Origin of the sequence: Aeromicrobium sp. (assembly GCF_023146395.1) — a bacterium.
GTDB lineage: Bacteria > Actinomycetota > Actinomycetes > Propionibacteriales > Nocardioidaceae > Aeromicrobium.
In genome coordinates, this window is sequence record NZ_JAGLCD010000018.1 from 44,350 (window position 1) to 67,997 (window position 23,648).

Here is a 23,648-nt window from a genome sequence, read left to right on the forward strand (position 1 = left end):
GACGGCCGGATCACGATCGGGAGGCCTCGCGGCGTCGACCGACGAAGTCGCCGAGGTCGGACGTCCGGGTCATCTGCCAGAACTCGACGTTGAGGAACGGGTTCAGGTACACGACCCGGCCCTCGGCGTTGCGCCAGTTCGACGACGTCCCCGGGTGGGTCCAGACCATGGCCGCGTGCGTGCGGTCGACGGCGTCGTTGTACTCCTCGAACGTGGTCTCGTCGACCTCGATCTCGTGCAGCCCGTCGTCGACCATCTGGGTCACGAGCCTGCGGATGTACTGCATCTGGATCTCGTTGAAGTAGGTGAAGCTGCCGCTGCCGGGGAACGTGTTGGGTCCGCCGAGCATGAAGAGGTTCGGGAACCCCGGGACCGCCACCCCGAGGTAGGCCCTCGGGTTGTCATCGTCCCACGCCTCGCGGATCGTCTGCCCGCCTCGCCCGACGACCTCGAACGAGGCCAGGAAGCGCGCGACGTCGAAGCCCGTGGCCCAGACGAGGACGTCGATGTCCTCGTGCGTCGTGCCCGACTCGGTCGTGACGCCGGCCTCGGTCACCGCGGTGACGCCCTCCGGTACGAGCGTGACGTTGTCGCGCTTCAGCGCGTCGTACCACCCGTTGTCCAGCAGGATCCGCTTGCCGTAGGGCGGGTAGGTGGGCACGACCTTCTCCATCAGGTCGGGACGGTCGGCCAGGAACGTCTCGATGTAGCGCGTGAAGTAGGCCCGGTGGGCGTCGTTGCGTGCGTTGACGGAGCGCTCGGGGTGCTCCCACTCCGGGTCGACCCGCAGGGCCTCGATGACCTTGTCGCCGAACTGCCAGAACAGGCGGGCCCAGTACCAGGCGAAGTAGATCGGGCACGACTCCAGGAGCTGGCGCAGCTCAGGCCCGATCGGGGTCATGAACTTCTCGAACGGCGCGACCCACTGCGTCGAGCGCTGGAACACCGTCAGGTGCCCGACGCGGCCCGCGATGGCCGGCACGATCTGCATCGCGCTGGCGCCGTTGCCGACGACGGCCACGCGCTTGCCGTCGAGGTCGAGCCCGGGAGGCCACTCGGCCGAGTGGAACTCGGGTCCGGCGAACGTGCCGACGCCGGGGACGGCGGGCAGCTTGGGACGGTTCAGGACGCCGACCGCGCTGATGAGGATCGTCGACTCCAGGACCTCCTCGGCCCCCGAGCTGGTGCGGATCGTGGTGCGCCACACCATCGCGTCCTCGTCGTAGACGGCACGCAGGACCTCGGTGTCGTAGCGCACCCGGTCGGTGGCGCCGAGGCGGTCGACGACCTCGGCGAAGTACTCCTGGATGCGGTCGCGCAGCTCGAAGTGCTGGCCCCAGTCATTGCGGGCGAAGGAGTAGGAGTAGAGGTGGCTCGGCGTGTCGACGCCGGCACCGGGGTACACCGTCTGCCACCAGTTGCCGCCGGCCTCAGGCTGCTTCTCGATGACGACGTAGTCGGCCCCCATGGCCTCCAGCTGGTGGGTCGCGGCGATCCCGGCCAGTCCGGCGCCGATCACGACGACCGACAGGCCATGCGTCTGCGGTGAGGTCGGCATGGCCTGCTCGGCGACGTGGGGGTCGATGCGCGTCGCGATGCCCTCGCTCAGCATGCCGCCGTACTCGGCGCCGACCGGCTCGCCCATGCAGATCGACATCATCTCGATCGTGAGCTCCGGCGAGGGGAACTCGATCGCCGGCGGCTTGCCCTCCTGCAGGTCGACGATCGCGGCGACCGCGGCCTCCCGGATCTCGGCCTGGACGTCCTCGGGCAGCCCGCCGGAGTCGTGGTCGCCGAGGCCCTTGCCGCGCGTCGGCCGGTACGGGTCGCGCAGCCAGCGCTCGTCGCCGGTCGCCTGGAACACCAGCATGAGGAGCGCCGGGACGTTCGCGCTCGCCGCGGCCGTCCGGATCTGCGCCTCGGTGAGGCGCGGTGCGGGGGCGAGGTCGATCGGCGGTGTCATGGCGGCTCCAACATCACGAGAACACGGGTGTAGCGGGACGAGAACAGGTATCAACATTCACGTTGACAGCACGATCGTGACAGACGGTCGGACACGTGTCAACACTCGTGTTGCCGACACGACCGGTCGGATGATCGGCGGGATCGATCAGGACAGGGGGATCTCCCGGACGGCGCGCAGGTTGACCTTGCCCGTCGGGGTCATGGGCAGCTCGTCGACGAACGTCACGATGCGCGGTCGGCGGTAGTTGCCCAGCTCGCGCTCGACGGTCGTGACCACGAGGTCGGTCGTCACGGCGGGGGAGCGGGTCACGACGACGGCGCGGACGATCTCGCCCCACTCCTCGTGCGGCGCGCCGACGACGGACACCTCCGCGACGCCGGGGATGTTCGCGATGACGCGTTCGATCTCGGCCGGGAAGATGTTCTCGCCGCCGGAGATGATCATGTTCTTGATCCGGTCGGCGATGTAGACGTAGCCCTGCGCGTCCCAGGTCGCGCCGTCGCCGCTGTGGACCCAGCCGTCGTGGACCAGTGCGGCGGTCTCCTCGGGCTTGTTGAAGTAGTGGAGCATGTTGTTCGGACCCCGGTGGCAGAGCTCACCGACCGTGCGGCCGTCCTGGGGCACCGGGTGTCCGTCGGGGTCGATGACCTTGACGTCGGTGATCAGTCCGGCTCGCCCGCAGGAGCGCAGCAGGCCGGGCTCGTCGCCGGCGAGCGCCCGCCGGTGCGCCTCCGGCCCCAGGATCGTCCCCGTGCCGAACTCCGACATGCCCCAGATCTGCACGAGGTCCGCCCCGAAGTAGGCCCCGGCGGCCCGGATGACCTCCTCGCCCATCCGGGCGCCGCCGTAGCCCACGAGGCGGACCGACGGGGTCTCGATGCTGCTGGCCCGCAGGACCTCGACCATGCGCGGCAGCATCGTCGCGATGCAGAAGAACGTCGTGACGCCGTGGTCGTTGATGACCCGGACCGTCTCCTCGGCCTCGAAGTTCGTGATGACGACGGGGCGCCCCATCGCCAGGTGCGCGAACGGCATGTACCCGGTCACGTGGAAGAACTGGCCCAGCATCATGAACACGTCGGACTCGTCGATGCGCTGCGCCGCGAGGTAGTTCACCAGGTTGCCCGCGTAGGTGTACTGCGAGTGCACCGCGGCCTTCGGGATCCCGGTCGTGCCGCCGGTCGACACGGCCAGGTAGGGCTCGTGGATCAGCGACGTCGGGTCCGGGAGCTCGGGCAGGGAGCCCCGGTCGGCGGCCGCCTCGGCGATGAGCTGCTCGTAGGGCGAGTCGTTCCCCGGGCTCCACATGACCCACTGCGCACCTGGCGCATGGGGTCGCAGCTCGTCGACCTCGTCGCTGAACTCTTCGTCGTAGAACACGACCCGGGGCTGGCAGTCCTCGAGCGCGGCCTGGTTCAGGGCCGACGACTGGCGCCAGTTGAGCGGGAAGAGCACCGTGCCCGACCAGGCGCAGGCGATGTACAGCTCGACGAACTCCAGGGAGTTCCGCCCGAAGGCGACGACCCGTTCCCCGAGGCCTGCCTCGAGTCGTCCGGTCATCGCCCCGGCGAGCAGCAGGGTGCGGTCCTCGAGCTCGGCGAACGTGCGGGTGATCTTCAGGTGAGGCTCGATCAGGGCGACGCCGTGGGGGTCGGCGTGGGCGGCCTTGGTGGTCCATTGCGCGAGGTTCAGCACGAGGTCTCCTTCGGGATGGCGCGTGGTCGCGGCGGCGTCTCGTGACGTCGAGCCAGCGGCGTGCGGACATCGTGACACCGGTCACAAGCCGAGTCAACTTCTGTGTTGATTTTGCTCCGGGGACCTGCGAGCATCCTCGGCACCATCGACACGAAGGAGCCGAGATGTCCCACGTCCTCGTCACAGGAGCCGCCTCCGGGATGGGCGCGGCGACCGCTCGCCTGCTCGCCGCGGGCGGCCATCGGGTCGTCGGGATCGACGTCGACGCCGACGGACTCGGGCGCCTTGCGGCCGACGGCTCGCTCGTCGAGGCGCTCGTGGTCGACCTCGCCGACCCGGCCGCGATCACGGCCGCGGTCGGTGGTCGTGAGGTCGATGCGCTCGTCAACGTCGCGGGCCTCGGGCCCGATGCCCAGAACGCCCGGTTGATCTGGTCGGTCAACCTGCTGGCGCCGCTGCGGGTCGCCGCGGCGGTCTCGGTGCGCGCGGGCGGATCGATCGTCAACGTCGCGTCGATCACCGGCGAGCTCGCGGTGGCCCGGCACGCCGACCTGCTCGAGGACCCGCTGCGCGAGGGGTTCCTCGACGAGGTCGTGGCGGTGGCGGGCGAGCCCGCCGAGGCGTACACGCACAGCAAGTGGGGCCTCCTGTGCGAGACCGAGCGGATGGCGGTGCGCCTGGCTCCGCAGGTGCGCGTCAACGCCGTCTCGCCGGGCGTCGTCGAGACGCCGATGGGCGAGCGCAGCATGCAGTTCGACTGGACCCGCAAGGCCGCCGACCGCATCCCGGCAGGCCGGCTCGGGCGGGCCGACGAGGTCGCCCGTGCGGTCCGGTTCCTGATCTCTCCCGACGCCAGCTACGTCGTCGGGTCGCGGCTCGTGGTCGACGGCGGCTACGTGGCGCGGCAGCGCACGCGCACGCCGAGCGCGCCGATCTCCGGTGCCGTGGAGGTAGGTTGACCCGTGGAGCTCGAGAGTCGGACGGAAGGGGTGGGTAATGACGACCAGCGGGATCGGTCGCCGGCGGGCGCAGGCGCGTCGGGAGGGCAACCCCACGTATCTCGAGAAGCGGCGCCAGATGGTGCAGGCCGCGGCCGTGCTCTTCAAGGAGAAGGGGTTCGAGGCCACGACCCTCGCCGACATCGGCGAGGCGGTCGGGGTCGACCGTGCCTCGATCTACTACTACGTCGAGAGCAAGAAGGAGCTCTTGCTCGAGGCCGTCACGGGCGTCAGCAGCCTCAACCTCGACCTGGCGAAGTCGCTCGCCGGTCAGCAGCACCTCGCGACGGCCGAGCGCATCAGGATGTTCATCCTCAGCACGTTGCGGACGTACGACGAGAACTACCCCCAGGTGTACGTGTACATCCAGGAGAACATGGCCAAGGTGGCCCCGGACGACGAGCCGTGGGCCAAGGAGATGGCGCGCCAGGTCGTCGAGTTCGAGAGCCTGATCGACGAGCTCATCCGCGAGGCGATCGAGGACGGCACGTTCCGGCCTGGTCTCGACCCACGGCTCACGGCCAAGGCCCTGTGGGGCATGTTGAACTGGACGCACCGCTGGCACCGCCCCGACGGCTCGACCACGGTCGAGCAGATCGCCGAGAACTTCTCCGAGATCTTCCTCGCCGGCGTCCTCGCGGAGCCGCAGGAGTCCTGACCGGCCTCGCTCGCGCGGGGGTGCGACGTGGCGACGACTGAGGCGCCCCGGTGGGACCGCTGGTCGGCGTCGCAGGACGGCGTGGGCGAGAACCCCGTCTGGGACGCCGCGGCCGAGCGCCTCTGGTGGTCCGACGTCGTCGGACCGTCGGTGCGGTGGTCGGCCGAGGCCGGCGCCGTGCCGACGTCGGTCGCGATGCCGAGCGACGTCGCGACCTTCGCCCTGGCCGACGGGGGAGCCGCGGTCGTCGTGCTGGTCGACGGGATCCATGAGCTGCGTGCCGACGGGACCCTGCGACGCCTGCTCGACGCTCCGTACGACCGCGCGCAGCACCGCTTCAACGACGGGCGCTGCGACACGCGGGGCCGGCTCTGGATCGGGTCGAACCGGATCCCGGGTTCGGGTGCGCCCCGCGGGTCGGCCCGGTTCTGGCGCCTTGACGCCGCCGGCCTGACCCCGCACATGGACGGGTTCTCGGTGTCGAACGGCACGGCCTTCAGCCCCGAGGGCGACGTCATGTACGCCGCGGACTCGATGTCGCGGAGCATCGTCGCGTTCGACTACGACCTCGACACCGGCACGCCCAGCAACCGCCGTGTCTTCGCCACCGTGGAGGGATCCGAGGGTGGCACGGCCCTGCCGGACGGTGCCGCGGTCGACGCCCGCGGTGGTTACTGGATCGCGGTCTACGGTGCCGGGCTCGTCCTGAGGTTCGCGCCGGACGGGCGCCTCGACCGTGTGCTCCGGGCGCCCGTCACCCACCCGACCATGGTGGCGTTCGGTGGGGCGTCGGGTGACCGGATGTTCCTGACCTCGGGACGCGCGTTCGCCTCGCCAGAGGTCCTGGCCGCCGAGCCGGGGGCGGGGGACGTCTACGTCGCGGACGTGGGTGAGCGGGGTGTGCCCGAGCACCGGTTCGGGTTCCTCGACGCCCTGCGCCGTGCGTCAACACTGTAGTTGACTCGCGTCCCGACCGCCCTTAGCGTGAGGGGCGATCCGCAGTGGGCGGGTTCCGGTGGCCGGGAGGTTCCAGAGGTGGACGACGTGAGGGACGAGCTGCGCGAGACGACGCGGCAGCTGTTCGCGAAGGAGCTGCCGCTGGAGTCGGCGGTCGAGAGGTCGGGCCTCGACACGGGGCCCGCTGCCGACTGGGGGCCGCTCTGGCGGCGCGTCACGACCGACCTCGGGGTCACGGCCGTGGCCGTCGACGAGGCGCACGGCGGCCTGGGTCTCGGCCTGGCCGAGATGGCGGTCGTCCTCGAGGAGGCGGGTCGAGCGTTGTCGCCGCTCCCGCTCGTCGACGCGGCCGTTGCGGCCGTCGTCCTGCGCGACGTCGCGCCTGATCTCCTGCCGGCCGTCGCCGCGGGCTCCGCGATCGTCGCCGTCGACCTCGGCGTGCGTGACGTGGGTGATGTCGGCCCGACGACCGCGGTCTCGTTCTTGACGGAGGCCGTCGTCGCCGGTGCCGGCGCGACGCACCTCCTGACATGGCCCTCGCCTCGGCAGGCGGTGGTCGTCGCGGTGGACGCGCCCGGTGTCACGCGACGGAGCACGACTTCGATCGACCCGACGCGCGACACCGTGCGTCTGGAGCTCGACCGGGTGCTTCCTGACGTGGTCGTGCCCGACCCGGTCGGCCTGCTGCGCCGGACGGCTCTCGCGGTCCGGCGTCTCGGATCGGCCCTGGACTCGGTCGGTGCGGCGCGGGTCTGTCTCGACGTCGCGGTCGAGCACGCCGGCTCCCGCGAGCAGTTCGGGAAGCCGATCGGCTCGTTCCAGGCGGTCAAGCACGCGTGCGCCGAGATGCTCCTCGCGCTCGAGACTGCGGTGTCGACGGCCGACGCCGCGGCGCGGACCGCGGTCGACCCGGCCGCTCCCGACTTCGCGGTCGCGGCGGCCCTCGCGCACGACTACTGCTCGCGGTCCTTCGAGCTCGTGGCGGCCCAGACGATCCAGGTGCTGGGGGGCATCGGGTTCACGTGGGAGCACCCCGCGCACCTGTTCCTGAAGCGCGCCCGGGTCAACGGGCTGCTCGGCGGGGCGGGCGTCGACGTGCGGCGCGAGCTGGCCGCACACCTCGGGCTGGGGCCGGTCGACACCGGGTCCTCGGCCGCCTTTCCGGCGCTGTCAACGTAACAGTTGACAGCCTTCGGTCGGGCGTGCGACGCTGCCGAGGTAGGAATCAACGTCAGTGTTGGCAGTCGGACGGAACGAGGGCGATCGATGGCAGTGTGGACATCCCGGGGTGACATCGACACGTTCGGCGTCACGCACACCGAGAGCGGCATCGCGGTCGAACCGCTCTACACGGCGTCCGACGCTCCCGCCCCGGTCCCCGGTCCGGCTGCCTTCCCGTTCACCCGTGGATTCCGCGAGGACGGCTACCGCACGCGTCCGTGGACGTTCCGCCAGTACGCGGGTCACGGCGGCGGCAGCGACACCAACGGACTGCTCAAGTACATGGTCGAGAACGGGCAGTCGGGCCTGAGCATCGCCCTCGACCTGCCGACCCAGATGGGGCTCGACTCCGACGACCCGCGGGCCAACTACGAGGTCGGTCGACTCGGCGTCGCGATCGACCGCCTGGCCGACATGGAGGCCGTCTACGACGGGATCCCGATCGAGCGCATCTCGTCGTCCTTCACGATCAACGGCACCGCGCCCGTCATCCTGGCGTACTACGTCGCGATGGCCGACCGCCGCGGCATCCCCCGCGACCAGCTGGCCGGGACCGTGCAGAACGACCTCCTGAAGGAGTTCGTCGCCCGCGGCGCCTACCTGTACCCACCGGCCGCCAGCGTGCGTCTCGCGACCGACGTCATCGAGTTCTGCATGCGCAGCGTGCCTAAGTGGAACGCCATCAGCATCTCCGCGGCCCACATGCGATCGGCCGGCGCGACGCCGGTCATGTCGGACGGCTTCATGCTCTCGAACGCGATCGCCTACTGCGAGTCCGTCATCGCGCGCGGCATCGACATCGACGACTTCGCGCCGAACCTGTCGTTCCTGACCTCCTCCTACAAGGACGTCTTCGAGACCGTCGCCCGGTTCCGGGCGTGCCGCACGGTGTGGGCCGAGATCGCCCGCGACCGGTTCGGCGCCCAGAAGGAGCGCTCCATGATGTTCCGCGTCCACAGCGGCGGGGACATCGACGCGATGACGTCGGAGGAGCCGATCAACAACGTGGCGCGCATGGCGCTGAACGCCTTCGCGGGTGCCTGCGGCGGCGTGCAGTCGATGCAGGTCCCGTGCTACGACGAGGCCTACGAGATCCCGACCGAGGCCGCGATCCTCAACGCGCTGCGTGTGCAGCACATCGTCGCCTACGAGTCGGGCGTGCGCTACACGGCCGATCCGTTCGCAGGGTCGTACTTCGTGGAGGACCTCACCGAGAAGATCGCTGCCCAGCTGCGCGCGATCATCGAGGAGGTCACCTCGACGGGCGGGTCGATCGAGTGGATCTCCGACGGTCGCATGCAGGCCGCGATCAGCCAGGAGGCGCGGGTCTGGGAGGAACGCGTCGCCGACGGCAGCGAGATCCGGGTCGGCCTGGGCAGCGGCCAGCGCGGCATGGGGGGTGACGGCGAGATCACGGTCCACGAGTTCGACCCCGGCGCGGTCGACCTGCAGATCAAGCGGCTCCAGGAGCACCGCGCGACCCGCGACTCCCAGGCGGTCACGGCGGCGCTCGCGGCGCTGACGACCGCGGCCGAGGGCGACACCAACGTCATGGAGCTCCTCGTGGAGGCGGCGAAGGCCGGCGCCACGACGGGCGAGATGTGTGGCGCGCTCGGCGACGTCTTCGGCGACTTCGACGCACCGGTGGGGATCTGACATGACACGTGTGCTGCTGGCCAAGCCGGGTCTCGACGGCCACGACAAGGGCATCAAGGTCCTGGCGACGATCCTGCGCGACGCCGGGTGCGAGGTCATCTACACCGGCCTGCACCAGACCCCGCAGAAGATCGCGCTGGCGGCGGTGCAGGAGGACGTCGACGTGATCGGGCTCAGCATGCTCTCGGGCGCCCACGTCGACCTCTCGCGCGACGTCATCGAGCAGCTCCGCGAGGCCGGCCTCGGGGAGCGCCCGGTCATCGTGGGCGGCAACATCCCGCTGCGCGACGTCGCGTTGCTCACGGGCCTCGGCGCTGCGGCGGTCTTCCCGACCGGGACCTCCTACGAGGAGATCATCGGCTGGTTCGCCGCCCTGCCGACCGCGACGTCGTGACGCCCGTGCCTGTCGAGGACGCCGCCGTGGCCGAGGGCCTGGTCCGCATGCGCGAGCTCGCCGGAGCACTGAGCGACGTTGAGCGTGGCGGAGCCGGTCTGCGAGCCGCCCCGCGCCCGAGCGACGCGATCCTGGGCCTCGTGGGCCCGCCCGGGGTCGGCAAGAGCTCGCTCATCTCGGCGCTCGTCCGACGGGCTCGGGACCGCGGGGAGCGGGTCGTGGTCCTGGCGGTCGACCCGTCGAGTCCCATGACCGGTGGCGCCCTGCTCGGCGACCGGATCAGGCTGGCGGAGCACGCGACGGACCCGGGTGTCTTCGTCCGCAGCTTCGCGAGCCGGGGGCACCCGGGCGGTCTGTCCGCCGCGATCCCGGCGGCGGTCGAGACGGCCCTGGCCCTCGGCTGGGACCGCGTCTTCATCGAGCCCGTCGGCGGCGGCCAGAACGACGTCGACGTCGTCGCGTGCGCGGACCACGTCGTCCTCGTCGTCAGCCCGGAGTCCGGGGACGACATCCAGGCCCTCAAGGCCGGCATCCTCGAGATGGTCGACGTCATCGCGATCAACAAGGCCGATCGTCCCGGCGCCTCGACGCTGCGCACGATGCTGCGCTCGCAGTGGCGGGGTCGGGGTCAGGGCTCGATCGTCCTGGTCTCGGCGGCGGACGGCACGGGACTCGAGGACCTGGACGACCGGACCCGTGAGGTGGGCGACGGCGATGCCAGCCGTCGGGACGCCGCCCTGGTGTCGGCGGTGCTGAACGACGCCTCCGTCGCGCTCCGGGCGTCGCTCGCCGACGCCACGCTGCGGTCGGCCGTGATCGACCTCGCCCGCGCGGGTGACCGGTCCGCGGCGATCCGCCACCTGCTGGAGGGGGCTCGCCATGCCTGAGCACTCGTCCCCCGACGTCGTCACCGAGGCCGTGGGCCGGCACGTGGCCCGCATCGTGTTCGACCGGCGTGCTGCGGCGAACGCCCTGCTCCCGGAGACCGCGGTCGCGATCGAGCAGGCCCTGCGCGCGCTGCAGGCCGATCCCGACGTGCGGGTCGTCCAGCTGCGCGGTGCGGGCGGACGGGTGTTCTGCGGCGGCTTCGACCTCAGCGGCGTCACGACGGGGGTGCGGGACGTCGAGCTGCAGAGCCTCCTGACGGCGTTGCGGACCTCGCCGGTCCCGACCGTCGCGGTGCTCGACGGGCACGCCGTGGGTGCCGGGCTCGACCTGGCAGCGTCGTGCGACCTGCGGATCGCGCGGACCGGCAGCCGCATCGGGCTCCCGGCCACCCGGATCGGCGTGGCGTACCACCCGGTCGGCCTGCGCCGCATGGTGCAGATGGTTCCGGCGCTGCGTCGCGTCCTGCTGACGGGTGAGGTCGTCCCGATCGAGTCGGTCGCCGGCTTCGCGGACGGCATCGCGACCCCGGAGGAGCTCGACGCCCTGGTCGACGAGACGTGTCGCGCGATCGTGGCCGGCGCCCCGACCAGCGTGACCTACATGGCCGCGATGATCCGGCCCACCGACGTCCTGGACGTCGACACTGCGATCGCCTGGCGCGACCACATCCTCGACGGACCCGATCCGGCCGAGTCCGCGGCGGCGCGCGCCGCCGGTCGTGACCCGCAGTACGCCGCCCGCCGACCCTGGAAGGCCCCCGCATGAGCAGCAGCGTGATCGACGAGCAGGCGGTCGACGCCCTGTTCCTGGAAGAGCTGCGCGACTGGCTCTCCGACCACCTGGTGGGAGAGTTCGCCGCGGCCCGCGGTGTCGGCGGCATCGCCGACGACAGCCGGTGGGAGCTCCGGCTGGAGTGGGAACGCCTCCTGGCCCGGGACCGGTGGCTCAACATCTCCTGGCCGCAGGAGTACGGGGGGCGGGGCGGGTCGATCCGGCACGAGCTCCTGTTCCACATCGAGCACGCGCGGGCCGGCGCGCCGTACTGGGTCGGCTCCCAGGGGCGCGACCTGTTCGGACCGACGCTCATGGCGTTCGGCACGCAGGCCCAGAAGGATCGGTTCATCCCCCCGATCGTCGCCGCGGAGGAGTTCTGGGGCCAGGGCTTCAGCGAGCCCGGTGCGGGGTCGGACCTCGCGAGCCTGCGGACCTCCGCGCGTCTCGAGGGCGATCGGTGGATCATCGACGGCCAGAAGATCTGGATGACGTTCGGCGACCACGCCGACTGGTTGTACGTCCTGTGCCGCACGTCCAAGGAGGGGCCGCAGCACCGGGGGATCTCGATGCTGCTCGTCCCGCGCCACCAGCCGGGCGTCGAGGTGCGCACGATTCGCAACATCGCCGGCGGGGCGGAGTTCTGCGAGGTGTTCTTCACCGGTGCGGAGACCGCCGCGGACCTGGTCGTGGGCGAGGTCAACCAGGGCTGGAAGATCGTCATGGCCACTCTCGGCAACGAGCGCGGGGGCACCACGGTGCTGCCGTTCCTGGCCTCGTTCGAGCGCCAGATGGACGACCTGCTGGAGCACCTGCGGTCGCGCCGGGGCGACGTCGATCCCGTGACGCTCGACCGGGTCGTCCGGTCGTGGCAGGAGTACCGGGTACTGCGCCAGCACACCGACCGCGTGCTCGGAGCCGTCCTCGAAGGCCGTCATCCGGGCCCGGAGTCGTCGCTCGTCAAGCTCTTCTGGGGCACGTGGCACCGGGACTTCGGCGAGCTCCTGATGGAGGTGCTCGGTCAGCGTGCGCTGGACGAGCCGGACGACCCGCTCGTGGCCGAGCACCGACGGGTCTGGCTCAACAGCCGGGCCGAGACGATCTACGGCGGAACCGTCGAGATCCAGAAGAACATCATCGGGGAACGGGTCCTCGGGCTCCCCCGGTAGACCATGACGACAGGACGTGGAACATGGACGACGTAGTCATCGCCGGTGTCGGCATCCATCCCTTCGGGCGCTTCGACACCGGGTATCGCGAGATCGGGGCGGTCGCGGCACGCGGCGCCCTGGCCGACGCCGGGATCTGCCTCGGTGACCTCGACATGGTGCTGGTCGCCAACGTCGGGGCCGAGATGGCCAAGGGACAGAACGTGCTCGAGCTGGTCGGTCGCCCCGGCGTCCCGGTCTTCAACGTCGAGGCCGCGTGCGCCTCGAGCGCCGGCACGCTGACGATGGCGGCCGAGCTCATCGAGGCGGGCGTCCACGACGCGATCCTCTGCCTCGGTGTCGAGAAGGCGCCCAAGGGCTTCATCGCCGGTGCGGGGTTCGAGGGGTGGCAGATCGAGAGCGGTCTGGGCATCACGCCGCTGTACTTCGCGCTCGCCGCCCAGGAGCTCATCGAGACGACGGACGCGACGATCGAGGACCTGGCCGACGTCAGCGTCAAGAACCACCGACACGCCGTCGACAACCCCGACGCGATGTTCCGCAGCGAGGTCACGCGCGAGCAGGTGCTCGAGAGCCGTGCGGTCTGTCCGCCGCTCAACCTGTTGATGCTGTGTGCGCCGAACGAGGGCGCAGCCGCTGCGGTCCTCGTGAGCCGGAAGTTCGCGCGCGAGCGCGGCCTGGACGCGACCGTGCGGCTCCGTTCGGTCGCGACGGTCTCGCGGTCGGCCGACGACTGGTTCGTGCCGGCGGTGTCCCGTCAGAGCGCGCGGATGACGAGCCTCACGGCGCGTGCCGCAACCCTGGCCTACGAGCGCGCCGGCATCGGCCCGGACGAGCTCGACCTGGTCGAGTGCCAGGACACCGACGCGGGCTCGGAGCTCTGGGCCTACCGCGACCTCGGCCTGTGCAAGCCGGGCGAGGAGGCGGCCCTCCTGCGCTCGGGGGCCACGACGATCGGCGGCCGCATCCCGGTCAACCCGTCCGGTGGTCTGCTGTCCAAGGGTGAGCCGCTCGGCGCCTCGGGTCTGGGCCAGGTGCACGAGATCGTGCAGCAGCTGCGCGGACGGTGCGGGTCGCGCCAGGTCGAGGGCGCCCGCGTCGGAGCCGGACACGTCCTGGGTGCCGGACACAACGCCAGTGTCGTGGTGATGAGCCGTGACTGACGAGGGAGCGACGATGAACCGATCCGGGACGATCCACGCCGGGGGCGACCTGCTCTCGCCGGGCAGCGCCGTGCGGCTGAACGCCTCGTTCTGTCGCGACTGCGACAGGTGGGAGTTCCCGGCCCGGACCTACTGTCCGACGTGCGACCAGGAGCCCACCACCGGGCCGTTGTCCCCGACGGCCGAGGTCATCGGGCACTCCGCCGTGCTCCACCAGCCGCCTGGCTCGTTGATCGATGCGCCCTACCCGGTGGCGCTCGCGTCGTTCCCCGAAGGGGTCGCCGTGCTGGGGGTGGTCGAGGACGCCGAGGTCGGTGAGGTCGCGATCGGCGACCAGGTCGAGACCGTCGCCCGTCTGGTCGGCGACTCGATCGAGTACGCGTTCCGGTCCCGGCGATCCTCGTGACGGCCCGGCCCGGGAGCCGGGCCGAGCCCGTGCGACTCGGGATCGTCGGACTGGGTGCGACCTCGGGGTGGGCGGCCCGCTCGCACGTCCCGGCGACGCGCCTCGTGCCGCAGGTCCGGGTCGTGGCCTGCGCGAGCTCCTCGCCCGCCTCGGCCCAGGCGGCCGCGCAGGCGCACGGGATCGGGCGGTGGCACCCGGACGCCCGCTCGTTGGTGCACGACCCCGACGTGGAGGTCGTGGTCGTGTCGGTCAAGGTCCCGGAGCACCGTGACCTCGTCCTCAGGGCGATCGAGGCCGGCAAGCACGTGTACTGCGAGTGGCCGCTGGCACGCGACGCCGAGGAGGCGCAGGAGCTGCTGACGGCCGCGCGGACCGCGCAGGTGCAGACGTTCGTCGGGCTCCAGTCGCGCTGGGCGCCCGGGGTCGCGGAGGCGCGGCGGCTCGTCGCCGCAGGCGCCCTCGGCCGTGTGCTCGACGTCCAGGTCACGGGGCACGGCCTGGTCGGCTCACCGACCCAGGACGACCGGGGTGCCTACCAGCTCGACCCTGCGAACGGCGCGCACCTGGGCACCATCGCCCTGGCGCACGTGGTCGACGCGCTCGACGAGGTCGTCGGCCCGTGGACCGTCGCGAGCGGGGTGCGGAGCACGCAGCACCCGGACGTGCAGCTGCGCCAGTCCGGTGGGCACGTCGGCTCGACGAGCCCCGACCACCTGGCCGTCACCGGCCTCGCCGGCACCGCGGTGGTGTCGGTGCACCTGCGTCCCGGGGTCCCGTCCGACGGGCTGCCGGGCCTTCGCTGGGAGGTCCGAGGGTCCGCCGGAAGCCTGACGATCGTGGGTGACCTGGCCCTCCCGGAGATGACGCGGACGAGCCTCGAGCTCCGCACGGGTGGGTCGACCGAGACCCGCTCGTGGGGCGACCTCGTCGCGGGTGCACCCGGTGACGACCCGGTCGTGGTGCCGCTCGTGGCGGCGTGGACCGAGGTCGCTGCGGCGGTCCGATCCGGCGGCACGGCGGTGCCGGGGTTCGACCGGGCGGTCGCACTGCACGAGCGTTTCGCCGCGATCCGGTGGGCCGACACCGGTGCCTGACCCCGCCGCGCTGAGCCGCGTGGCCCGGCTCCAGGCGATCAGTCCCGAGCGCCATCGGGAGTCCGAGCCACTCTTCGACGACGGGCTCCCGCGTCACTACGGCGGCCGCTCGCTCGCGCAGGCGGTCCGGGCGGCGGGGCTGACGGTCGACGAGGCGATGGTCGTCCACTCGGTCCACGCCTCCTTCCTCGCGGGGGGCGAGGTGGGCGTCCCCGTGGAGCTGGCGGTCGCGTCCCTGCGCGACGGCCGGTCGTTCGCGACGCGAGGTGTCGACTCCTGGCAGGGCGCGAGTCGGGTCCTGCAGGCGATGGTCTCGTTCCATCGGCCCGAACGAGGCGACGAGTGGGACCCGCACCCGGACCGACCGCTCCCGCCCCTTCCGGCCGGGCGGGCGAGCGGCGTCGTCTCGCCCCTGGCCGGGTTCGAGATCCGGGCCGAGCACGGCGTCTCGGAGCGAGGCTGGCCGCGCCACCCGTACTGGTTCCGGACCGTCGACCGGGTCGACGACGATCCCCGCGTCCACGAGTGCCTGCTCGCCTACGTCTCCGACGCCGGGCTCGTGTGGGCCTCACGACGTCTCGGCACGGCCGGCCTGGTCGACCGGCAGCTCGCGAGCCTCGACCACGCGATGTGGTTCCACCGTCGCCCGCGGGTCGACGAGTGGATGGTGTGCGAGGCCGAGCCCGTGGTCAACACCGGCGCACGGGGGCTGACCTCGGCGCGCATCCGGGACGCCGACGGGCGGCTCGTGGCCTCGGTCATGCAGGAGACGCTGTTCCGTCCGGGCCCTGGAGGTCCGCGCGTAGCTGGCGCTTGAGGACCTTGCCGTAGGCGTTCCTCGGCAGTGCGTCGACCCACACGACCCGCTTCGGCGCCTTGTAGCCCGCGAGCCGTGCCCGGCAGAACGCCAGCACCTCGTCCTCGTCGGCCCGGGCCCCGTCGGCCAGGACCACGACGGCCGTGACCTCCTCGCCCCAGACCCGGTGGGGGAGCCCGACGACCGCGGCCTGACCGACGCCGGGTGCGTCGACCAGGACCTCCTCCACCTCGCGTGCGTACACGTTCGAGCCGCCGGTCACGATCATGTCCTTGACGCGGTCGACGAGGTACAGGTGGCCGGCCTCGTCGACCCGGCCCATGTCGCCGGTGTGCAGCCAGCCCTGGTCCAGGGTCGAGGCGGTGGCCTCGGGGCGGTTCCAGTACCCGAGCATGACCTGAGGTGCCCGGCCCCAGACCTCCCCGACCTCGCCGGTCGGGACGTCGGCGCCGTGGTCGTCGACGACGCGGATCTCGCGTCCTGGGATGAGCCGCCCGGCCGACCGGGCCAGCGTCGGGTCGTCCAGCTCCGCGGCCCGTCGGTGCTCCGCGGACCCCAGCGAGGTCAAGAACATGGGGGCCTCCATCTGGGCGAACGACTGCACGAGACGGGCGTCGAACCGGCGCGTCGCCTCGAGGAACGTCGGCGCGTCGATCGGCGACCCGGCGTAGTACAGCCAGCGGAAGTCCGGGTGCGGGCTCCAGTCGTCCGGCAGCACGTCGAGGAGCATGCGGATCATCGAGGGCACGAGGAACAGGCCGTGGGCCTCTCCGCGGCGCAGCAGCTCGGCGGTCTGAGCGGCGTCGTACCCCCGGACCAGCAGGTTCACCCCGCCGCTGCGGACGGTCGGCAGGAACAGGAAGCCCGCGCCGTGCGTGAGCGGGGCGGGGTGCATCACCGCGACGCCGTCCGGGAAGCCGAGGAGGTCGCTCGCGGTGTCGCTGACGCTGCTCCAGGCGCCGTGGCTCAGCATCACGGCCTTCGGGGCACCCGTCGTGCCGCTCGTGTACATCAGGCTGCAGACGTCCGCGGCGTCCGCGTGGTGCGGCGTGAGGTCCGACGCGCGTGAGACGTCCTCGAGGCTGGGCACGCCGTCCGTCCGCCCCGTCACGTCGACGAGGCGCGGCAGGTCTATCGTCGTCCGCGCCCGGAGGTCGGCCAGGAACGACGTCTCGGTGACGAGCAGCGTGGCTCCGGAGTCGGTGAGCATGTGGTCGAAGTCGGCCACCGTGAGGCGGGTGTTCAGGGGCACCACGACGGCTCCCGCGGCGAGCGCACCGACGAACGCGACGACGTACTCGCACGAGTTGTGCAGCAGCAGCGCGACCCGGTCGCCGGGCCGGACGCCGTCCTCGGCGAGCCCGGCCGCGAAGGCACCGGCGGCGTCGCGCAGCGCGGTGTAGGTCAGGTCGCGTCCCGCCGAGAGGTCGCGCAGGGCCACGCGGTCGGGCGTGCGCGCCGCGGCGTCCCAGACGGCCCCGGCGATGTTGGCGTTGGTCCTGGTCATCCATGTCCCCTTCGGGTCCGATCGGCAGCGTGCTGCCCGTGATGCTGCCACGACAAACAAACGCTTGTCTATTGTGAGGCGCGCTCCCGCGTCGGGCTGCCGACCTGGGGTCTGGCCAGGAGCCGATGTTCACACTATAGTGCGGAAACAAACGATCGTTAGTAGAGGATGTGGGCCGGATGGACTTTCGTCACACCTACGAGCAGCAGGCGTGGAAGGACACCCTGCACTCCTTCATGGAGAAGGAGGTCGGTCGCGAGTACACCCGCGAGCACGACGAGAGCCGCGAGTTCCCGGACGAGGCGTACCAGAAGATCGCCGACCAGGGCTGGCTCGGACTCCTCGTCCCCGAGGAGCTGGGCGGTCTGGCCGCCGACCCCGTGTACTACGCGATCTTCTGCGAGGCGATGGCCAAGTACAGCCTCGACACGGCTGCGTGCGTCATGACGTCGATGTTCACCGCGACCAACATCGTGCGCCACGGCACCCAGGCGCAGAAGGACGAGCACCTGCCGGCGTACCTGGCCGGCCAGCGCAAGTTCAGCGTGTCGATCAGCGAGCCGGAGGCCGGGTCGGACGCCGCAGCGGTCAAGACCAAGGCCGTGCTCGACGGTGACGAGTGGGTCCTGAACGGCAACAAGATCTGGTGCTCGGGCGCCCACCTGCCGGGCGCCGTGATCACGGTCCTCGCCCGCACGAGCGAGGACCGGCACCGCGGGATGAGCCTGATCCTGGTGCCCAACGACACCCCGGGCCTCGACATCCGGAAGATGCCGACCATCGTGCGGCGCAGTCTCGGGACGACCGAGTACTTCCTGACCGACGTCCGGGTTCCTCGCGACAACATCCTGGGCGAGCCCGGCCAGGGCTGGGAGTTCATCAACGGGCACCTCGAGTACGAGCGTCTCGGCCTGGCCGCCTCCTACGTCGGCAACGCGCGGACCGCGCTCGACGACACGATCGCCTACACCAAGCAGCGCACCCAGTTCGGCCGGTCGTTGTCGTCGTTCCAGGTGCTCAAGCACCGGATGGCCGAGAACGAGACCGAGCTGCAGGCCGCCCGCCTCCTGGTGTTCCAGGCGGCCACCAAGATGGCGCGCGGCGAGCGGGCCGTCCAGGAGGTCTCGATGGCGAAGGTCTTCGCCGCCGACGTCGCCTACAAGATCGCCTTCAACGGGATGCAGGCCCTGGGTGGCTACTCGCAGCTCCCCGAGTACGACATGGAGCGGTACTTCCGCGAGGCCAAGCACGGCATGGTCGGCGGCGGCGCCAACGAGATCCAGCGCACGATCATCGCCCGGGAGATGGGCCTGTGACCTGGCAGGAGACGGTCGGCGACCGCGCCTTCGAGGACTTCGCGCCGGGGGAGACGATCGAGACCGCCGGCCGCACGGTCGAGCTCTCCGACATCCTGCAGTTCGCGGGGCTGACGGGCGACAGCTACCCGCTGCACGTCAACGAGGAGTACGCGCGGTCCACGCCCTTCGGCGGCCGCATCGCGCACGGCCCGCTGACCTTCTCCTTCGCCGTCGGCCAGGTCGCCCTGTCGGGCTGGTACGGCAACGCGATCCTCGCGCTCCTGGAGTGCCAGTCGATGCGGGCGACGGCGCCGGTCCGGCCGGGCGACACGATCCGCGTGCGCGCGACGGTCGCCGAGCTCGCCGAGGCCAAGAGCCCCAAGAACGGAACCCTGCACGTCGACTACGTCGTGCTCAACCAGCGGGACGAGACGGTCATGACCTTCCACTGGATCATGCTCGCTCGCCGCCGATCCCCTCTGGAGGACCAGTCATGACCGCCACCCTCGAGCACGCGCTCCCCTTCCCCGAGGCCGGCTCGGCCGCGGACGCGGCCTTCATCGGCATCGGGGAGCTCCCGTCGGGGCGCTTCGCCGACCGCACCTTCATGGGTGCGCTCGTCGAGGTCTCCGCACGCGCCATCATCGACGCCGGGCTCCGCCCCCGTGACATCGACACGATCCTGCTGATCCCGTGCCTGCACGGCGGCCGCGACCAGGCCGACCTGATCTTCTCGCGCCTCGTCGAGGAGCTCGGGCTCAACGGCCGGGCCAAGAGCAGCATGATGATCCACTCCGGCGGGTCCACGAGCGACAGCGCGACCCGGGTCGCGGCCGGTCTCATCGCGTCGGGCCAGGCCCACAACGTGCTGATCGCCCAGGCGGACCGCTGGGGCTCGGCGCCGGTCACCGACATGGTCGACATGCTCAGTGGCTTCGGCATCCCGCGCGAGTGGGAGGTCCCGGCCGGTGTCACCTTCAACGCGGTCGGTGGGCTCATCACGCGTCGCTACATGCACGCCAGCGGCTCGACCCCCGAGGAGATGGCGTCGATCTGCGTCGCGCTGCGGGACTGGGCGCGCCTCAACCCGAACGCGATGTTCAAGGACAAGGAGCTCACGGTCGAGCGGGTGCTCGCGTCCAAGATGGTCGCCGACCCCGTCCACGCGATGGAGTGCCCCATGCTGGCCGACGGCGCCGTCGCGCTGGTCATGACGAGCGCGACGCAGGCCCGCCGCAGCAAGGACGCGTGGGTGCGCATCGCCGGTTCCGGCGGCACCGTGTCGCACTACAGCCTGGGCCAGGAGGCCGACCTCGCGGTGATGAACTGGCCGCGCGCGGGCGTCGAGGCGTACGAGCAGGCCGGGTGGGGGCCGGAGGAGGTCGACGTCGCGCAGGTCTACGACTCGTACGCCGCGGTCGTGGCGCAGGGTCTCGAGGGCCTCGGCCTGGCCCCGTTCGGCGAGGCCGCGAGGCAGTTCGCGGCGGGCCGGTTCTCGCCGGGCGGTGAGCTGCCGACGAACACCAACGGCGGTCTGCTCTCGGCCGGTCACACCGGGGTCGGAGGTGGCACGGCGCTGCTGGCCGAGGGGGTCCGCCAGCTCCTGGGCCGCGCCGAGGGCGCGCGCCAGGTCGACGGGGCCGCGCGTGCGGTCATCGGCGGCACCGGCGGCACGTACATGGACAGCCAAGTGATGCTTCTCGAGAGGGTGACCCGATGACCAGCGAGCCGATCATGCACGACCTGACCGTCGACTACTACGCGAGCCTGGCCGACGGCCGGTTGAGCGTCCAGCAGTGCGGCGACTGCGACCACCGGATCATGTACCCCCGGTACCGCTGCACGGAGTGCTTCTCGTCCAACCTCGGGTGGGTCGACGACACGGGCGAGGGCACGCTCCACAGCTTCACGATCCAGCGCATCGGGGCCCCGACCGAGTTCGGCGCCGACGGGCCCTACGCGGTCGGGATCGTCAAGCTCGACTCCGGACCCCAGATGCTCGGCCGTCTCTGGCCGGGCGAGGACGGCACGTGGGACCACTACGCGTGCGACGGCCGGGTCGTGTTCAGGCCCGCCGATGCTGACGAGATCGCCGAGCACCCGGCGGCGTGGTTCGCCACCGTGTCGTCATGACGGACCCGACGGCCCGCACCGAGCTCGAGACCTGCTTCCACGAGCGGGTCGCGGACGGCGTCGTGCTGCTCACGCTCAACCGCCCCGCCCAGGGCAACAGCGTCGTGCCCGAGCTCGCGCGGGACCTCATGGCGGTCCTCGACGAGCTCGAGCCCGACCGTTCGGTGCGGGTCGTGGTCCTGACGGGTGCCGGGCGGCAGTTCTCCGCGGGGGCCGACATGGTCGAGATGCAACGCTTCCTGCGGGAGCGGCTGTCGGTCGAGCAGGAGCCGTACAACGCGCGCGTGCTCTTTCCCGTCACGCAGCGGATCACGACGTCGCGCCTGGTCTTCGTGGCCGCGGTCAACGGTGGGGCCACGGCCGGCGGCCTGGACTTCGCGCTGGCGTGCGACCTGAGGATCGCGTCGGACCGCGCGAAGCTGGGGGAGACCTACGTCAACATGGGGCTCGCCCCCGGCAATGGCGGGACCTGGTTCCTGCCGCGTCTGGTGGGGTCGGGCATGGCCGCGGAGCTCGCGCTGACCGGTGACGTCGTCACGGCGGAGCGGGCGCTCGAGATCGGTCTGGTCGGTCGGGTCGTGCCGCACGACGACCTGCTGCCGACGGCGATCGAGACGGCCGGTCGGATCGCGGCCAAGCCGTGGCGTGCGCTCGAGGCGACCAAGCAGGCGTTGCGGGCGTCGTGGCAGCTCGACCTGACGGCCTCGATGGCGGCGAGCTTCTGGACCGTCGCCGCGCTGTACCACACCGACGACCTGCACGAGGCCGTCGACGCGTACGTCGAGAAGCGTCCGCCCCGCTTCAACCGGGACGTGTCGCCCGAGACGTGACCCGGTGGGTCCGCGGGTCGTCGGTCAGGTCAGCGGGTCGACAGCCCGAGCGTCACGACGTCGGCCATGGCGTCGGCGATCTCGTCGGCCGAGGCGGACCCGGTCGGCGAGAACCACTCGGTCGCCGAGCCCAGCACGCCGATGATCGACAGCGTCGAGACCTTCGGACGGGTCGTGCCGAGGAGGGTGCCGTCGGTCATGCCCTCGGAGATCAGGCGGCTGAACAGGACCTCGTAGTCGCGGCGGACCTCGATCATCCGTGCCAGGTTGTCGCCCGTGAGGTAGTGCCACTGGTGGAACGTCACGCGCGTCTGGTCGAGGGTCACGGCCAGCACGCGCATGTGGGCCTTGATCGCCTCGCGCAGCCGCACGTCCGCGGTCCCCTCGCCGTCGACGATCGGGGCGATGACGTCGGTGAAGTTCTGCACCCCGCTCGTCACGATGTCGAGCAGGAGCTTCTCCTTGCTCTCGATGTGCGCGTAGAGGCTGCCGGGCAGGATGCCCACCGCCTCGCTCAGGTCGCGCATGCCGATGACCGGGTACCCACGCTCGCTGAAGAGTCGGATCGCCACCTCCTGGATGCGCTGGGGGGTAACGGGCGTCGTCGGCCGAGCCGCCCGCGATCCCGGGGTCCTACCCGCCATGTGTCCTCCTTCGTCCGTGTCTGGGAGATCGTGCCATCCGGTGCCGGGGTTGTGGCGCTCGAGGGGTCTCCGCGACTAGGATGCAAACACACGTTTGTTTCCCGAAAGGCCATCATGTCGCACTTGATCGTCTGCCGAGAGTCTCGCTCATGAGCGTCTCGATCCTCGGTACCGGTGTCACCTCGTTCGGTCGGCGTCCCGACGACGACCTGCGGTCACTGTCGACCGAGGCGACGGACCTGGCGCTCCTCGACGCGGGTATCACCGCGTCCGACCTCGACATGGTCGTGTTCGGCAACGCGACGGAGGGCTACCTCCACGGCCAGGAGATGATCCGGTCCGAGGTCGTGTTGCGGCACGCGGGCCTGGCCGGGGTGCCGATGATCAACGTCGAGAACGCGTGCGCGTCGTCGTCGTCGGCCTTCCACGTCGCGTGCATGGCCGTGAGCTCCGGGGCGGCCGAGGTCGTCCTGGTGCTGGGCGCCGAGCGCCTGACGCATCCGACGAAACGGCGCAGCTTCGACGCGCTCGCCACGGCGGTCGACCTCACCGAGCACGTGGCCCTGGCCTCGGCTGTCGGCGCCACCGGCGCGCCGCCGGAGCAGGACGGCACGTCGCACTCGCCGCTCATGGACCTCTACGCCGCCAAGGCGCGGTCGTTCATGGAGCGGTCGGACGTCACGGCCCGGGACCTGGCCATGGTGTCGGTCAAGAACCGTTTCCACGGCTCGCTCAACCCACGCGCGCAGTTCCGGACGACGGTCGAGCTCGACGAGGTCCTCGCGAGCCGCATGATCTCCGACCCGCTCCAGCTCCTGATGTGCTCCCCGATCGGGGACGGTGCCGCAGCGGTCGTCGTGGCCTCCACCGACCTCGTCCGCCGACGGGGGAAGCCCGACGTGCGGGTCGCCGGGTGGGCGCTGACCTCCAACGGCGCCGACGAGCGCGCGGCGCGACCTGTCGCCCGGGCGATGCAGAAGGCGTTGAGCCAGGCACAGGTCTCGGTCGACGACCTCGACGTCGCGGAGGTCCATGACGCGTGTGCGCCGGCCGAGCTCTGGCTCTACGAGGAGCTCGGCCTCTGCGAGGTCGGCGGGGCCGGCGACCTCCTGCGCTCGGGAGCGACCCGCCTCGGCGGAGCCCTGCCGGTCAACGTGGGTGGCGGTCTCCTGGGCCGGGGTCACCCGCTCGGCGCGACCGGCTGCGCCCAGCTGGTCGAGATCGCCGACCAGCTCCGGGGTCGCGGCGGGGCCCGGCAGGTCGAGGGCGCCCGGGTCGGCGTCGCCCAGAACAGCGGGGGCATCCTCGACGACCTCGACGAGGCCGTGGCCGCGGTCACGATCCTCGCGCTCGAGGGGTGAGGGCGACGGACGGGGCAGGGCG

General features: G+C 71.5%; 23 protein-coding genes. 19 read left to right on the plus strand and 4 right to left on the minus strand.

Annotated elements, in window-relative coordinates; translation table 11 throughout:
* Window positions 1-10: 10 nt before the first annotated feature.
* Together KAG51_RS12915 and KAG51_RS12920 are read right to left on the minus strand one after the other, a co-directional pair.
* On the minus strand, window positions 11-1,963 hold the full coding sequence (locus KAG51_RS12915; RefSeq protein ID WP_290584251.1) for an NAD(P)/FAD-dependent oxidoreductase: 1,953 nt from the start codon (window positions 1,961-1,963) through the stop codon (window positions 11-13).
* 147 nt (window positions 1,964-2,110) lie between these two features.
* Window positions 2,111-3,661, minus strand: coding sequence for an AMP-binding protein (locus tag KAG51_RS12920; protein ID WP_290584252.1), 1,551 nt, complete (start codon window positions 3,659-3,661; stop codon window positions 2,111-2,113).
* Window positions 3,662-3,825: 164 nt separating this feature from the next.
* Between KAG51_RS12920 and KAG51_RS12925 the strand changes: the two genes are divergently transcribed.
* From KAG51_RS12925 to KAG51_RS12985, 13 genes are all read left to right on the plus strand, one after another.
* Window positions 3,826-4,620, plus strand: coding sequence for an SDR family oxidoreductase (locus tag KAG51_RS12925; RefSeq protein ID WP_290584253.1), 795 nt, complete (start codon window positions 3,826-3,828; stop codon window positions 4,618-4,620).
* A 37-nt stretch (window positions 4,621-4,657) separates the two neighbouring features.
* Window positions 4,658-5,317 carry a TetR/AcrR family transcriptional regulator gene (locus tag KAG51_RS12930; RefSeq protein WP_290584254.1) on the plus strand — a complete coding sequence of 220 codons (660 nt, stop codon included), beginning with the start codon at window positions 4,658-4,660 and terminating at the stop codon, window positions 5,315-5,317.
* Between the two features lie 27 nt (window positions 5,318-5,344).
* Complete coding sequence (locus tag KAG51_RS12935; protein WP_290584255.1) at window positions 5,345-6,274, plus strand: SMP-30/gluconolactonase/LRE family protein; 930 nt, start codon at window positions 5,345-5,347, stop codon at window positions 6,272-6,274.
* 78 nt (window positions 6,275-6,352) lie between these two features.
* Window positions 6,353-7,453 carry an acyl-CoA dehydrogenase family protein gene (locus KAG51_RS12940; RefSeq protein ID WP_290584256.1) on the plus strand — a complete coding sequence of 367 codons (1,101 nt, stop codon included), beginning with the start codon at window positions 6,353-6,355 and terminating at the stop codon, window positions 7,451-7,453.
* A gap of 87 nt (window positions 7,454-7,540) precedes the next feature.
* Window positions 7,541-9,151: a methylmalonyl-CoA mutase family protein gene (locus KAG51_RS12945; protein ID WP_290584257.1), complete on the plus strand. Its 1,611-nt coding sequence runs from the start codon at window positions 7,541-7,543 to the stop codon at window positions 9,149-9,151.
* Window position 9,152: 1 nt separating this feature from the next.
* A complete protein-coding gene (locus tag KAG51_RS12950; protein ID WP_290584258.1) occupies window positions 9,153-9,545 on the plus strand; it encodes a cobalamin B12-binding domain-containing protein in 393 nt (130 codons plus the stop codon).
* Window positions 9,542-10,432 (plus strand): GTP-binding protein, encoded by an 891-nt coding sequence (locus KAG51_RS12955; protein ID WP_290584259.1) that lies wholly within the window; start codon window positions 9,542-9,544, stop codon window positions 10,430-10,432. The genes KAG51_RS12950 and KAG51_RS12955 overlap by 4 nt, the downstream gene beginning before the upstream one ends.
* Window positions 10,425-11,198 (plus strand): enoyl-CoA hydratase/isomerase family protein, encoded by a 774-nt coding sequence (locus KAG51_RS12960; RefSeq protein ID WP_290584260.1) that lies wholly within the window; start codon window positions 10,425-10,427, stop codon window positions 11,196-11,198. Before KAG51_RS12955 ends, KAG51_RS12960 begins: the two co-directional genes overlap by 8 nt.
* Entirely contained in the window at window positions 11,195-12,373 is a 1,179-nt protein-coding gene (locus KAG51_RS12965; RefSeq protein ID WP_290584261.1) for an acyl-CoA dehydrogenase family protein, read from the plus strand. The genes KAG51_RS12960 and KAG51_RS12965 overlap by 4 nt, the downstream gene beginning before the upstream one ends.
* A 23-nt stretch (window positions 12,374-12,396) precedes the next feature.
* Window positions 12,397-13,536, plus strand: coding sequence for a thiolase family protein (locus tag KAG51_RS12970; protein WP_290584262.1), 1,140 nt, complete (start codon window positions 12,397-12,399; stop codon window positions 13,534-13,536).
* A gap of 13 nt (window positions 13,537-13,549) precedes the next feature.
* Window positions 13,550-13,942 carry an OB-fold domain-containing protein gene (locus KAG51_RS12975; protein WP_290584263.1) on the plus strand — a complete coding sequence of 131 codons (393 nt, stop codon included), beginning with the start codon at window positions 13,550-13,552 and terminating at the stop codon, window positions 13,940-13,942.
* Window positions 13,939-15,036 (plus strand): Gfo/Idh/MocA family oxidoreductase, encoded by a 1,098-nt coding sequence (locus tag KAG51_RS12980; protein WP_290584264.1) that lies wholly within the window; start codon window positions 13,939-13,941, stop codon window positions 15,034-15,036. Before KAG51_RS12975 ends, KAG51_RS12980 begins: the two co-directional genes overlap by 4 nt.
* The gene (locus KAG51_RS12985; RefSeq protein WP_290584265.1) at window positions 15,029-15,853 is read left to right on the plus strand and encodes an acyl-CoA thioesterase domain-containing protein; all 825 of its coding nucleotides are present in this window, start codon (window positions 15,029-15,031) and stop codon (window positions 15,851-15,853) included. Before KAG51_RS12980 ends, KAG51_RS12985 begins: the two co-directional genes overlap by 8 nt.
* On the opposite strand, the gene KAG51_RS12990 is transcribed toward KAG51_RS12985, so the two are convergent.
* Window positions 15,795-17,360, minus strand: coding sequence for an AMP-binding protein (locus KAG51_RS12990; protein WP_290584266.1), 1,566 nt, complete (start codon window positions 17,358-17,360; stop codon window positions 15,795-15,797). The two genes, KAG51_RS12985 and KAG51_RS12990, sit on opposite strands and share 59 nt — an antisense overlap.
* Window positions 17,361-17,539: 179 nt before the next feature.
* On the opposite strand from KAG51_RS12990, the gene KAG51_RS12995 reads away from it, so the two are divergent.
* The 5 genes from KAG51_RS12995 to KAG51_RS13015 are packed head-to-tail and all read left to right on the plus strand — an operon-like array spanning window position 17,540 to window position 21,621.
* Window positions 17,540-18,676, plus strand: coding sequence for an acyl-CoA dehydrogenase family protein (locus KAG51_RS12995; RefSeq protein WP_290584267.1), 1,137 nt, complete (start codon window positions 17,540-17,542; stop codon window positions 18,674-18,676).
* A complete protein-coding gene (locus KAG51_RS13000) occupies window positions 18,673-19,155 on the plus strand; it encodes a MaoC/PaaZ C-terminal domain-containing protein (protein ID WP_290584268.1) in 483 nt (160 codons plus the stop codon). Before KAG51_RS12995 ends, KAG51_RS13000 begins: the two co-directional genes overlap by 4 nt.
* The gene (locus KAG51_RS13005; protein ID WP_290584269.1) at window positions 19,152-20,378 is read left to right on the plus strand and encodes a thiolase family protein; all 1,227 of its coding nucleotides are present in this window, start codon (window positions 19,152-19,154) and stop codon (window positions 20,376-20,378) included. The genes KAG51_RS13000 and KAG51_RS13005 overlap by 4 nt, the downstream gene beginning before the upstream one ends.
* Entirely contained in the window at window positions 20,375-20,791 is a 417-nt protein-coding gene (locus tag KAG51_RS13010; RefSeq protein ID WP_290584270.1) for an OB-fold domain-containing protein, read from the plus strand. The genes KAG51_RS13005 and KAG51_RS13010 overlap by 4 nt, the downstream gene beginning before the upstream one ends.
* Window positions 20,788-21,621 carry an enoyl-CoA hydratase-related protein gene (locus KAG51_RS13015; RefSeq protein ID WP_290584271.1) on the plus strand — a complete coding sequence of 278 codons (834 nt, stop codon included), beginning with the start codon at window positions 20,788-20,790 and terminating at the stop codon, window positions 21,619-21,621. The genes KAG51_RS13010 and KAG51_RS13015 overlap by 4 nt, the downstream gene beginning before the upstream one ends.
* A 29-nt stretch (window positions 21,622-21,650) precedes the next feature.
* Here KAG51_RS13015 and KAG51_RS13020 read toward each other — a convergent pair whose 3' ends face one another.
* Window positions 21,651-22,193, minus strand: a complete 543-nt coding sequence (locus tag KAG51_RS13020) for a TetR/AcrR family transcriptional regulator (RefSeq protein ID WP_290584272.1) — start codon at window positions 22,191-22,193, stop codon at window positions 21,651-21,653.
* 221 nt (window positions 22,194-22,414) lie between these two features.
* On the opposite strand from KAG51_RS13020, the gene KAG51_RS13025 reads away from it, so the two are divergent.
* A complete protein-coding gene (locus KAG51_RS13025; protein ID WP_290584273.1) occupies window positions 22,415-23,626 on the plus strand; it encodes a thiolase family protein in 1,212 nt (403 codons plus the stop codon).
* Window positions 23,627-23,648: the final 22 nt, after the last annotated feature.